At 54.2% G+C, this 14,383-nt stretch carries 3 protein-coding genes; all 3 read right to left on the reverse strand.

Annotation, left to right across the window (positions count from 1 at the left end; translation table 11 throughout):
• Window positions 1–303: 303 nt before the first annotated feature.
• The 3 genes from MXE39_RS06130 to MXE39_RS06140 all read right to left on the reverse strand — a co-directional run bounded on the left by MXE39_RS06130 (window position 304) and on the right by MXE39_RS06140 (window position 14,136).
• Window positions 304–3,039 (reverse strand): PD-(D/E)XK nuclease family protein, encoded by a 2,736-nt coding sequence (locus MXE39_RS06130; protein ID WP_246977617.1) that lies wholly within the window; start codon window positions 3,037–3,039, stop codon window positions 304–306.
• Between the two features lie 2,116 nt (window positions 3,040–5,155).
• Window positions 5,156–6,796 (reverse strand): LutB/LldF family L-lactate oxidation iron-sulfur protein, encoded by a 1,641-nt coding sequence (locus MXE39_RS06135; RefSeq protein ID WP_246977616.1) that lies wholly within the window; start codon window positions 6,794–6,796, stop codon window positions 5,156–5,158.
• An 833-nt stretch (window positions 6,797–7,629) separates the two neighbouring features.
• Window positions 7,630–14,136 (reverse strand): autotransporter outer membrane beta-barrel domain-containing protein, encoded by a 6,507-nt coding sequence (locus MXE39_RS06140; RefSeq protein WP_246977615.1) that lies wholly within the window; start codon window positions 14,134–14,136, stop codon window positions 7,630–7,632.
• Between the last annotated feature and the right edge of the window lie 247 nt (window positions 14,137–14,383).

Raw genomic sequence — 14,383 nt, forward strand, 5'->3', positions numbered from 1 at the left:
CGTTTACAAGAAGCTACTGGTGTTTCATTTTTAACACCCATATAAGTCTCCTGCTTGTTAATAAACATGCAGAAATCTTAAAGAAATCAGGTCCAGCATCACACCCCACATAAATTTAGTACGTACGCCCGCAGGACCGGCCAGCCGGCCGGCCTGTGGCCCTGGGCCATCCTGGCTGGCGCAGCTGAGCGCTGAGCCTCTGCCGGCTGTCCTGATTGGCAGACCTGAGTGGAGGTCCTGACAAACAGTCTGGTGGCCCCTGCCGCTTTGGAGAGCTGCGCCATGGCTGGCTGCTGGCTGTTGTCAAATGGTGACCCAGTCAGGGATAGCGCACATGGCCTTGAGGTCAGAGCAGATTTTCCCTGAGATATGGGCGGCCAGAGCACGGCGGCGGGTGTCGTCTGCAAGGCACAGGGCCAGAGACTTGTCCATGCGGTAAAAGTCAGGCTCGTCGGTGCAGCTGTCCATGCTGTATCTGCTGTCCATGATGTGTCTGCTGTCCTTGTTGTACCTTCTGGTGCTGCTGTCGCTGCTGTGCGGCTGCTCAAGGTTGCAGGTCAGATAGCGGAAGTTGATAAAGCCGTCAGTCTTGCGTGCGCTGGCTGTATAGCCAAGGTATTCAAGCAAAGAGGCAAAGCTGTCAGTAAGGTGAATGAACTGACGTTCGACCTGCTGGCCATGGGCATCAAAGAGCACAGGGCCGTAATACATCTGTTCGTAAAACTCGACCTTAAAGGCGATACGGCTGCCATCAGGCAGGTTTTTAATGCCCAGGCACAGCGACGAGCAGCAAGGACAGTCAGAGCTGTAGATATCCATCAGGGATGGTAAGGATGAGCTGTCATCAGGCTCAAGCTGCAGCAGCCATTGCTCAGGCTGTGCCACAGTCTTTTTCAGGGTACTTAAATCTGACTTCAGGGCTGTACTCAGATCCTGCCAAAAAAGGCTCATCAGCCGGGCGCGCACCTGGCTTAAGACATCACCCATATCAAAAAGAGGCCCCAGCATACGCCTGTCATCGAGCAGGGACTGAGCAAATGATGCGGCGACCGGGTCTACTGTGTTGTTGTCACTCATATCAGCAAGCAGCTCCTTATACTGGTTAATACAGTCCTCAAGACGTACAGGCAGGCTCAGATGTCCCGGGCAGCACTCCAGCCATTTGATGAGATCATCGCGCCATGACATGCATACTGTAGCTCCGGCAACTGACGCAGGCAGTCCTGTAAGGCTTATCTGCTCTGGTGCATGTCCATCAGGGGTGATATAGACAAGGACAATTTCCTCATTGAGCCAGCCCTGATTTTTAAGTCCCCTCCAGTAGCGCGCCAGTTGACGGGGCTGATCCGAAGCATAAATCTTATTTTCTATAACCAGAGCCAGGCGTCCTGAAGGCACCTGAGCCTCAATGAGGATATCAATAAAGCCCCGCTGCCCTTCATCATCGCAGGTCAGGTATTCGCAATGAACACCCATCAGTCTGAACTTCAATCCGAAGTGAGCCTCAAGATTAGCCCCAGCCCGGCCCTCATCCCGCACGTTGCCGTCATCGTCCCCGGCACCAGCACCGCTCTCAGCCCTGGCGACGTTCTCGCCGCCAGCAACGACATCGGTTCTGGCACTGTTCCCGGCGTCACCCCTGGCTGCGTTCCCGACTAAAGCACTGGCACTGCTTCCTGTGTCACGAATGGCCGCGATCCCGAATAAAGCACTGGCGCCGTTTCCGGCGACAGTACAGGCTCCGTTCCCGGTACCAGCACTGGGAGATATGGCGGCATAACCAGCTATCCCGGTATTCTCTATATTCATGGCATAACCTGACGGCGCCATGTCACAGGACTTCGCTGCATCCTGCAGTGCCCCGGCAGATGAAGTAATGCTGCTGCAGCTGCTGCAGTAGCTGGGGTCAGAGCACTGAGCTGATGCAGCTTCATGAGCTGCACAGATGCAGGCGCCTGTTTTCACGCTGCTCGTCAGGGCTTCACTTGCATCGGCCTGGCTATAGTGAGTATTACCCTGTTCAGAATCCTGATCATGGACTTGGCCATGGTCATCCCCACAAGTGCTGCAGTCCTTGGCGATACTGCGGTCCTGGCTGCCGCAGGCTGCCTGCCTTGCATGGCAAGAAGAGTCATTGCCCTGGTACAGGCCGGTCAGGATGTCATTGCCATTTTCAGTTTCACCAGCCTCGGAGATCTCAGACACGCAGGATGAACAGGCGCTGGCTGTCCCAGAAAGCGTGGCTGCGGCTGAAGCTGCAGATGCAGCTGCAGATACAGCTGTGCCCAAAACGGCTGCCTCAGGGGCAGTATAGTTGCACATAGGTGATGGAGCACAGACATTGCTGCCAAGGTAGCCAGGGATGCTGTGGCTTGCTGGACTGTCCTTGCTGTGCAGGGGGCCAGGGGCGTTTTGGCAGCTGTCTGCGAGAGCCTCATCCCTGCTGTGTTCAACTGTGTTGTCCGGGCAATGACAGACAGTGCTGTCAGATGCAGCTGCCAACTGGGTCATTGTCGAAGCAAGGTCAGCACAAAGGCTCGCACCAGAATTATCCTGAACTTCATCATGCCCTGCCCAGGCACCAGCCCCGGCACCAGTATCAGTTGCGCTGGTTACAGCAGCCCGTGCTGAAGGGCATAGCTCCTGGTTGTTTTGTGTCTGGCTGGTGCAGCTGCGGCTGGCTGTGGAGTTCAGGTGTGGGCTGTTGGAGCCATGTAGTGTTGTGCTTTGATCATCGTCACCATCATTATCAGGCTGCAGGCACTGGCTTTCCTCAGGCTCTTTCAGGCTTACTGTTACCAGAGGATTGAGCATGCGGAACTGAATCTGTCTTACCAGCATGCGTGCCAGATCCTCACCATGGTGAGGATCGCTTAGCAGAGCATGGATAAATCTGCTGTGAGCACGCTCATCTGTGCTCAGACCAAAAAGGGAAAAGAGATTGAGATTGCATGGCCGCTGCACGCGCAGCTGCTGCTCATACCGGTCTCGGGCTTGAGCATAGTCCTTCAGCAGCTGCATCATCATATTATTATCCATGCCTTTGCTTTCCAAAACAGGGATGAGAACCATGCCCTCCCTTTGCCAAAAATAACTGCTTGCCAGGCAAGAGCTGTTTCACAAGCCTCACTGCCAGTTTAGCCTGAGCCAACATCCAGCCTGAGCACGCATACTGTCAAAGCCCACATCCAGGCTGAGCTATCACCTGCCTGAGCAATCATCAGCCTGAGGCCGCATCCGGGCTGTACTGTTTATTCCCGGCACAACCAGGAATAACCAGGCATTATAGGCTCCTGCGGCTGCCGCCGCTCATAAGTAAGCTCATCAGATGCCGTTCAGATTTCATTCCATACCATGCCATGAGCACAGTCTTTGGGGCTGACTGTGCCTCACTTTGAGAATGAGCCAGTGTCAGCCTTACTGACCGCCAGCAGCATAACAGCTCATAGCTTGTCCATGCCCCTAAGCTCAGCTCACGGTAATCATCAGTCCAGTGTGCCTGCAGATGCCCGGGATAACAGACTGTAAGTCCGTTTGACCGAGCATATAGCGACTGCTCTGACAATTGAGGTGTATGCAGGTCTGAGCAAAGCCGTTAGACATCAAGTAGCCATTGTCTCTGACCTTTCCATTGGGCAGTCGCAATTGGGCGGCATTTGAGCTGCATTTGGAGCGGTACTGTTTACCTGATGCATGGGCTTACCTTGCACTGACAGGTGACGGTGCCGCAATGGACTGTCATAGCGGCAGAGCTGAAGCTGCACAATAGCGCACCGGGCACGGTTAGGGCAAGGCCACTCTTAAGTTCGTACTTCATAATGATGACAGTCCTTGTGTCACAGAGGCATATTATGCGGCGTATTAACGTACCTGGAACACTATCTGGCTACGTGCCTGGTAAATCAATGGTAAAGCCTGGTAAAGCCTGTTAAGCCCATGGCGCAGCCAGGTATGTTGCTGCTGCCCCAATAAGCATATTCAAATCATCCATGGTGCATACAGACGGAGCTACGTCTCCCATAAAAGCCCGCAAAGGCAGGACAGAGCCAGGTCAGAACCATATCTTATTCTGACGGCTGTCATCAGATTAAGGCTGGAGATGAGCCAGCAAATGCTGCCCTGCAGTCAGGGCTGCCAGGATGGATAAAAGCTTACCATGGCCATATGCCGGGGATTATCTTGTGATGCTTTGCCGGTGAGGTTATCCCGGAATCAGCGATACCATATTCCTGGTTGCTCGGTGATTTGTTCAGTCCTGCCCTGCAAGGCCATTGCAGGTGCTGCCAGGGCCAGTACATGGACGGTCCAGGCATGACTGCAGTGCCCAGTAGCAACAGTTATACACTCTGCTGTCCTTAGGACAGCTCGTGTGGCTGCATATACAGGAGGGATGGTGGAACAGGACAGTCTTGCTTGTGCGGGTACCATGGCATGGCACTGTCTCAAGTACGTATTCCTGTGGTCACTGTATGTTTGGTTATGGAAAGCGACTGTGATGACCGGAAAGCAGGATCTTTGAAAGTCAGGCAGTTGAGGGAAATGCAGCCCCGGCTCTAAGTTTGATGCCCGGGCTATGCAGTGCTGCATCAGGATATGGCAGCAGACAGCTTCATTGGAGAGGAAAGATACCCGCTCATGTGTAACAGTGCTGGATGCTCAGTTGCAGGTAAGGCCCTGCACAGGACACAGGTGCTTGCTGGCAGGGAGAATATGTCGGGACTGTTGTCTGTGATCTTGCCTGTGCAGGTGGGAGTGATATGGATTTTCCTGTGCTGCTTGAGGAGATTGCAACAGGATCGCTTGCTGTCGGCCATGCCTTTTGTGAGTTGACAGCACATGGACCAGGCTTTTCACCAGGAGTATGGCTATCAGGCCAAAATCATGGCCATCAGCCATGACCGGAATTGGGCAGTGGGGCAACAGCCGGGCTTGAGCCCCTGGATGCGGGCCAGCAGCCAAGAGCAGAGCGGACCATGAGAACATGGCCATGGCCATGGCCATGGCCCTGGTCGGCAGTAACCAGCCGAGCCAGCCATTGGGGCAACGGCCGGGCTTGAGCCCCCGGATGTGGGCCTGGACCTGGGCCAGGAGCCAGGGCAGTGGCAAATGGCAAGGGCGCTTAGTCGTTGCTCCTTGCAGTATTACTGGGGGCGTACTACTCAACGGTCACGTCTGGCAGGTCGCGTACCTTTTTGACCAGGCCTGATAAGGTACCCAGCTTTGGCAGCTCTTTGTAACGGGCCCATCCTTTAATGCCCGGGGTATGCGGGAGAACAGGTTTGAGTATCGAGTTGAACATGACAGCCGAGGCGGCTCCCATGCTCCACAGCTGGCTGTTTACAGCGGCACGGGCGTACAGCTCAACAGCCATTCTTTCAGCCTTTGAGCCGTCATCTGAAAGCTGTGGTGCCTGAAGAGCCGACAGCTGCTGCGCGGTGGCCTGCTGTTCAGGCAGGGCCTTGTCTGTGCCAGGGCAGGCATCGGCTGCTCCACCAGAGGCAGGCAGTTCAGGGGCAGCGGAATGGGTCGTGTCAGCGGATAAATGAGCCTGCCCGGCTGCAGATGCGGCGGCAGTGGCCGCAGCGCTCTCTGCCTGGGCGGGCTGGGGGATGCCAGGCATCTGGCCTGCGCGTATGGCGCGCAGGTGTCGGATAAGCCGGGCAAGGGGAATCTTTTCCGGGCAGACTTCGGAGCAGCGGCCGCACTGGGTGCACAGTGAGAGCATTTCACCATGCTCTTTGATGCCAAAGATATTAGGGGTGATGACCTCGCCAATCGGTCCTGTGTAGATGCTGCGGTAGGCATGGCCACCTATCTTGTCAAAGACAGGGCAGAAGTTAAGACAGGTGCCACAGCGTATGCAGCGTAAGGCCTCGTGGAGCTCTCGGTGAGCAAGCAGGGAGCTGCGTCTGTTATCAAGCAATATGACATGGACTTCACGTGGCCCGTCCTTTTCACCTGCCTTACGCGGGCCGGTAATGATATTGCAGTAGGCAGGGATAAGCTGACCTGTAGTTGACGGGGTAAGCAGATGGGCAATGGTAGCGGCATCTTCAAGGCTTGGTACCAGTTTCTCTATACCGCAGACAGCTACATGGATATCAGGAGCTGTGGTGCACATGCGTCCATTGCCTTCGTTTTCTATCAGCCACAGGGCGCCCTCAGAGGCCGCTGCAAAGTTAACCCCTGATATGCCCATTTTCAGCCGGGCAAAGTCAGAGCGCAGATGTTCACGGGCTATGGCATTGAGCTTTTCAATGTCTGACTCCAGGGGAGCGCCCAGGTGCTCATGGAAAATCTGTCCCACCTCATAGCGGTTCTTATGCAGGGCCGGTCCCACAATATGTACCGGCATCTCCCCATTGAGCTGAATAATAAGTTCGCCCAGATCAGTCTCTATGGCATCAATACCACGCTCCTGTAAAAAATGGTTGAGCTTTATCTCCTCTGTGGCCATGGACTTGCCCTTAAGCACACGCTCAATGCCCCGGGAGCGCATCAGCTCATAGACAATGGTGCAGGCATCCTCTGATGTGGAGGCGTAATGAACCTGCATTCCATTGCTCACAGCATTGCGTTCAAAAGTCTCAAGCATTTTGCCCAGACTGTTGAGAGTCTCATCCTTAATCTGGCGGCCACGTTCACGCAGTCCCTCCCAGTCAATAAATTTGCTTTGTATAGTACGCTGGCGGTTGGCCTGCATAGTGTGCATAGCGGCGGCCAGATTTTCACGCATCTGCCTGTCCTCAAGCTTCTGCTGAACAATGGTTTTATGAGCAATAGCTAAAGCGTCCATGTGCTGTCTCCTGGCCTAAAAAAACAGATCCCCGCCATGTCCCGGGCAAATAATTCGGGCACTCTTAACTGCAGGAGCGTCTATCTTAGCGCCGCATACATCGGCTTACGAGGTCTGCACAGCTACGGATCCGAAGCTGTCTGTTGAGGTGCAATTCCTGACCGTTATGGTTCACGGCCAGCCATGTCCCAGCCAGGCCAGGGCCTGCCTGGCCCAAACCTGCCTTGCCAGGACCAGGGGCCAGGTAATCGGCCAGTGCAGCACTGCCTGCAGGCTGACCCTGCCATGGCAGTTCCATGCCGGAGCCGTGTCGTGTCGTGTCATGCCATGCCGTGATGTATCAGGGCAATGCCATGCAGTGCCATATGGCATGCCGGGAAATGGGCATGGCTGGACTGGTGAGCAGGTGCGGTCTTTGGGCTTAACTGTTCAGATTATGGAGGCCGTATTATGGGACGAGGCTGTGATGATTTAAGCTGAGGGGAAAGATAAGACGAGCTGAGCGCGATGACTGTGGGACAGGTGGCCGGGCTTTGCTGGCTGCGGGTATGGATTTGACCCGTGTTGTGGGGCTATTACAGTTATAAACTATTTTGGAAAGTGATTATGGTTTGGGGTATGCCGCGACAGCGGCCGGGGGAGATTGATGGCCGGTGCAGCTGAGTGAGGGTATGGTCGATGACCGGGCAGCCGGGCGGGTCGTCCGGATCTGATGAACGGATGGGGTGCAGAAAAAGGCAGGGCCGCACCCGTGAGGGAGCGGCCCTGCTTGCTGGGGCTGAGCTCATGCAGCAGCCCCTGGTGCTGTCCGGACAGGCCGGGCAGCGGCGTTATTAGAAGTCGTAGCGGGCAGAGGCATTGACGGCAACGTCGTCTGCGTTCTTGGAGCCCTTGTAACCTACGCCGACTTCAGCTGAGAAGGCACCGTTCTTGACGCCCAGACCAGCCTTGACGCCATAGGTGATCTCATCGGTAAGCTCGTTCTGAACTGCAGTAGACAGGTTCTGAGCACCGGCCCACTGTACATTACCCTGAGTATCGGTATCACCAAGGTTGGCGGTGACATCAAGAGCAACCGATGGCTTGATATTCCAGGTACCGGAAGTGATGGTACGGGAAATATTGATACCTACAGGTACGGATACCATGGTGGAGGCATCAGCACTGTATTCGGCTACCTTGCCCTTATCACTGTTAACAGTGTAGCTGTCGGTCTTGACGTGAGATACACGAATACCGGCATAAGGGCTGATACGGGTGTCACCAAGGTCATTGTTGTAGTAGGCCTTGACACCGGCACTGATATTGGTGGCCTGAGCATCAGCAGTCAGACGGCCGCTGGTTGCAGTCTGGGCCTCAACATCACCCTTGCTCACAGTTACGCTGGCATCAGATACGACGGATAACTTGTTGTAGTCGTAACGGGCATAAGCACCGGCACCAATGTACTTGAGATCGGACTTGACGCCATCTCCAATGCCATTACCTGTACCGTCAGCGGTACCGGCGTGGATTTCACCACCAACAGCCAGCTGTGGATGCAGGCTGATGTCAGCACCAATGGTGACGCCCTTCATGTCCAGATCGGCACCGTAGGTACGATCGTCAGCCTCGAGATCCTCAGACTTGAAGTCATGGACCTCAGGGGTGAACCACAGAGAAGCACGGCCATCGGTGTTGACCTTGGTTGGGCTGGCATCGGTGCTGTAGCGGGATGCCAGACGTGCGTTGACAGTCTCGCTTACATTACGGGAAGCCTGAATGGCTGACTGGGTAACACCGCCCATCTCACCCATACGTGCAGCAATTTCAGCATCACGGCCTGATACAGAGCCGGTAGTGATATTGTGCAGCAGAGGGTTGTAGGCTGCCTTGTAGACATCATAGCCACCGCTGGCATTGCTTACAGCAAGGTAATCATTCTTGTTGAGCACCTGACCGGTAGCATCCTTGAAGTCCTTGCCATCGTAAGTTACACCGGCTGCGGCGCCATTGTGTACTGTGCCACGGCCAACTTCACCCAGCTTGTTCTGAGGGTCAGAATAGGCAATAAGAGTCTTTCTGACCGGAGCGGAGGCATCGGTAAAGAGGCTGCCGGCAGCATTTCTGTTGATGGTGAGCTGGATATCCTTAATCTCACCTGGGTTTAAGCCGCCTTCGAGCTGGTACAGGCCGTTGACGGACTCAACAGCAATAGCCTGATTACCTTCAGTCTTAAGCTCGGCATAACCGGCACCCTTGTTATCAGCAATAAGCTTGATAGAAGAGGTGTTGTTAACATTGCGACCGGCCAGCAGGATCTTGGCACCCTTCTGAGCGTAGACCACAGCATTTTCGTTTTCAAAGGTAACTGCAGCAACGCCTGAGGTGGCAGCGCTGTGGCTTACAGCCAGAGCTGAGTTGGCGCCCAGATAGAGGTCAGAGCCGTTAACATTCTGGGTGTCAGCTGCAGAGGCTAAAGCCATGCCGCCCTGATAGCTCTCAAGGGTCTTTGTAGCATCAACAACGATCTTCTTGCCATTCTGTACGGTAACAGGCTTAGCTGCGTAGAACACGGCACCCACAGCCTTGCTGTCCTTTGCAGGGTCGATAAGAGAACCGTTCTTGTCCATGAGAGGACCAAAGGCCTCACGCAGTTCGTTCATGGCAGCATTGGCATTGGAGGTATCCACACCAACAGCCACGATGGAGTTCTGCAGAGCCACGATGTTGCCATCGATGACGCCAGCAGAGGCCACAACCGGACCGGTGCCGCCATTGTCACCACCGGTACCACCACCGGTGCCGCCGCCAGAGCCGCCCTCACCACCGGTGCCGCCGCCAGAGCCGCCCTCACCGCCATTGCCACCACCGGTGCCGCCGCCAGAGCCGCCCTCACCGCCAGTGCCGCCACCGGTACCACCACCGGTGCCGCCGCCAGAGCCGCCCTCACCGCCAGTGCCGCCACCGGTACCACCACCGGTGCCGCCACCAGTACCACCACCGGTACCGCCGCCGGTACCACCACCGGTGCCACCGCCGGTACCAGCATCGCCGCCAGTACCACCCTGATTTGCGTCAGGGGCAGTGGTGTCACCAGATGCAGCCAGAGCGTTCATCAGGGCTGGAGCAGTGGTCTTGCCCACGGTATTCATAGCCACGATGGATACTGGTGAGCCATAGGCCGGATCAGCGTATAAGGTACCGCCTGCCAGGTCGAGATTACCGGCAATCAGGGAGGCTGAGCCGCCGCCTGTTACAGCAGTATCGTCAGAGCCTACAATCAGGTCCTTATTGGTGGCCATGGTGACATTGGTAGCACTGGTAGTGCCGCCTGCCAGATGGGTGCGACCATTGAAGTTTACGGTGTTGAGCTGGTTGTTGCCATTGAGGGTAGCGTCATCATTAATGGTGGTGTTGCCGCTAACCTGCAGGTTGCCGGTAAAGTTAATGGCCTGACCGCTGCCGGCGCCATCACCCTTAACAGTGAGCTCCTTGGTGGTCAGCAGACCCTGGCCCTTGCCATTTGCTGAGGAAGCAAGGAACTTGACATTGGTCTTGCCGCTGCCACCCTCAACATTGATACGGTCGTTAACCTCGAGAGTACCGACATCAACACCCTCGGCAACAACGGTATGGCCGTTGACGGAGAGCATGGTGTTGTCAGTACCACTGACCTTGGCGATATTGGTAGTTCCGGTACCACCGGTAGCCAGTGTGGTAGGAGCTGTGGAAGTACCATCGGTCAGAGTTACAGTGCCGATGTTACCGCCATTGTTCAGAGCGCTGTAGGAGCCGGCAGTAATAGTGGCATTGGCGACCTTGCCGGTATTCTTATCAACAATGTAGTTGCCACCGTTGCCCTGAGCATAATTCAGGGAACCATTACCAAGGGTGGCGGTAGCACCATTGAGCTCTACGGAACCAAGGTTCATGCTGATGGTGTCATTGGTATCGACATTGGTCAGCTGAGCCTTGTTGAGCTGCTCGGTCTGAATATCAGAGAAATTGCCGTTTTCTACGTCAGCAAAGTCCTTGATCTTGTCCCAGTCGAGCTTGTTGTCTTTTCCGACCTCAATACCCTTGAGCTTGGCATTACCTAGCTTGAGGTAACCTGACTTGAGCAGACCGTCTGAGGTAAGGGTGCTGTTGTGCATGAACTCTTTACGCAGGGCTGCTACATCAGATGCAGTCAGCTCGACAGAAGAGTCGAAGTCCAGGTTCAGAGTGCCACGCTCGTCAAGTACGATGACATCAGCATAGAGATTGTTTGGATCAATATTGGCTGCAGTCTGATCGCTGGTTGAGTTGTTTCCAGAGCTCTGATCACCTGAGGTTCCCTCAGCATACAGATTACCAGCAAGCATTCCGGCAGTCTGCTCAGCATCACCCTGGGCTTCAGGAGTGCCCTGCTGACCACCCTGTTCGCCTCCTTCTGGGGCTGGAGGTGCTGGAGGATCCTCACGAAGCTTAATACCGGCCAGGGCCTCCTTACCAATAGTAAGCATGGCGTCACGGCCAATAACAGTAACAGTACCTGAGGTTACCTTGTAGACATAGTCTTTAGCCTGATCTTCAGGGACGTTGCCATCAGCCTTACCTACAACTGCATCACCCCAGATCTTGACTGTACCATCAGTCATATCGAGATTCTTGATATTTGCGGTAGTACCGGCATGAACATCAAGGGCAGAACCTTCCTTAAGGGTCAGCTTGTTGAAGGATACAGAAGGACGGCCACCATCATAATTAATCTTTGAGGTGTCCAGACCATCAATGGCCTTACCAACAGAGATGCGACCATTGGTTGCCTCAACGTCTGAAAGATTCCAGGTGCCGTAGGCAACAGCCAGTTCAGACTGACGCTCCTTGTCCTGACCGTCAAGCTTGATGTTGGCTGAGATGAGACCGGTTTTGCTTGAGTGGGACTCAAGTTCGCCAAGCTTACCGGCGGCACTGAGGTTGCCCATCTCATCTTTCTTGAGGGAAGCATGACCAAGCTCAAGAGCAGCTACAGACTTCTCACCAATGTTAATGGTGTTCTTGTTGCTGCTGCGGATTTCATCACCGGCAACCAGTCGACCTGTGCTGATCATGAAATCACCAGTTGCACGGCCTGAGCCTGACTCCAGTTCAGCTACGTTGAGGTTGAGCTGCTTGCGGGCAACAATGGTATTGCCCACACCGATGTCGATCTTGTCGCCCTGAATCCAGGCATTTTCGGTAATAAGAGTATTGCCTGAGCCTTCAAATCCGATGTAGTCGGAAGTGACCTTTTCACCGGCTGCTGCATAGGCCTTTGGCTTCTCCTCAGTGGTCATGTTGACCAGCTTGGAGGTCTCAAAGCCACGGGTATCACCCTTGAGGTCTCCCATGATTTCCATGGTTGATCCGGAGCTTAAGACAACAGCAGCACCGGCAGCCTTATCTCCCTTGCGCTGATTCTTTACATTGAGCAGCTCTTCAAAGTTAGCCTTGCTCAGCTTAATATCAGACTCTACAGCCTTGACAGTGGTTACATTGGTCTCGTGTGCAGTAACGGCTACAGAGCCAGATGTCAGATCCAGTTCACCACGGCCGGTGTACTTAACGTTTTCACCAAGATCTGCAATAGAACCATTGCTCTGAATAAGGATCTGATCGCCTGATGTGGAGTTGGTAAGATTGAGTTTACCCTTAATAGCCAGGGAGGTTGCGGCACCTACGAGATCTGCATCATCTTTGAATCCGCCAATCTGCAGCTTGCCACCACTGAGGGTAATATCATCCTCTGCTGTATAGTGACCAGCCTTAACAGTAATAGAACCGCCAGACTCAATCTGTACCTTACCCTTTAATGTACCGCTGTCAGCAACATTGATTTGATGATTGATACCTGGGCGGTATGGATTTAATTCTTTGTGAACATTCTGCAGCTCAACCTGGTCTTTGAGGCTGTAGTAACTGTTGAGCTGATCGTTGTAATTCTCAAAAGTGACATTTGAGGCAGCGCGGACAGCCTTGAAGCCAAGGGAACCGCCACCAGACTGCTCGTGAAGAGTTACATTGTCAGCAGCCAGAGTGATCTTGCTTGCGGCATCTCCAGTAAGAGCTGACTTGATCTCAAGGTTGTCAGCACGAACAGTGCTGCCTGACTCACCAATCTTGATCTTGCCGACACCGCCCGCAGTGCTGAACTCAAGTGCGTTAATCTCTGCGGACTGACCAGCATCAGCAATCAGGTAGAGCTCGCCATTGTTGCCCAGCTCAACTGCACCGGCCTTGTCCTGGACGGCAGCTGCACCGTCAGCGCCAGTCTGGTTGTCAGCCGACAGGTAGGACTGGAGCTGAGCATTGCTGATCTTCAAAGTGGCCTTGCTGTTTCCAGTGCCTACCTTGATGGAGCTGTTCTCGGTTGCAGCAGTAACAGTAGAACCGGTACCAATCTCAAGGGAGCCACTGCGAACTTCGATTGCACCAGTTGTTGAGGTGCCACTTTCTGTGTGGCCCAGAGTTACCTTGCTGTTGTTGATGCTCAGGTTGGCAGTCTGCTTCTCTACAGCAGCCAGAGCGGTATCAAAATCAAATACAGCAGTAGCTGTACCGCTGCCTGAACCCTTGATGTGGATGTTGGTCTTGTCAATCTTGCCCTGGGCCTTAAAGGTACCGTTACCCTTAAAGTAAATATCGCCACCCAGAGAGTCGACCTTGCCATCAAGGACAGCTTTGTCAGCAGCAGTACCATTGAAGACAATCTCACCATTGTGTCTGAGATTGGTGACTGAGCCGTCGCCAGCGCCCAGCTTGCTGTCAGCACGACCAAAGATGGCCTGGCCGCCGTTACCGTTGATAACGACGTTACCGCCCTTCACACCGCCGCCAATGGTTACATTGCGTGCAGATACCTGGGTCTTGCCACCTGATGCTGCATTGACATTGAGGTAGCCCTGCTCAATGGAGGCAGAGCCGATGTCCATGTCGAATTCGTAATTGCTGTTAGAGCTGCCAAAGTTAACGATGGCTGCATTGTTGGTGCTCATATTGAGCGAACCGGCACCAGTTACCTTAACCTTCTGAGTTTTTTGATTAAAGGTAATACCGGAGCCTGAACCATCAGTTACGTTAAGGTTAGCTTCCCACTTGCCGTCAGCATTGTTGATATCGATATTCTGCTGCTTTTTCTGGGAGAAGCTTACGTCGCCCTTATTGGCCAGATCGGTGAATGCATTGATCTCAGCGGCAACTGCTGTGTTGACCGCGCCGACGGCTCCGATTGCAGTGCCCAGGAGGGCTGTTGATGCCAGTCCCTTGACGTAGGCATTGTGCAGCACTGCTGAGTATTCGGCAGTTAAAAACTTGAGGGTTGAGTTTGTCTGTTTCATTTTTGCTTCCATTTAGCAGGAAGGCAGCGTGGTTTCCCGAGCGATACCACCCTGCATTGGAGAAATTTAACTAAATTAAACTGAACCTCAAGTCTCACAGCGAAAGGCAAGACCCAAGTTCCAGAAAGACCGCCCTTTTCCTGCCCTGCGCTGTCGGGCTGGCCTCTCAATGTCCATACTGGACAGCTAGTTAAGGCCCAGACCCTGTAGCAGAGTGCTGGCAGATTTATTCGAGCATCAGGCTGAT

Origin of the sequence: Anaerobiospirillum sp. NML120511, from assembly GCF_023050955.1 — a bacterium.
Lineage (GTDB): Bacteria > Pseudomonadota > Gammaproteobacteria > Enterobacterales > Succinivibrionaceae > Anaerobiospirillum.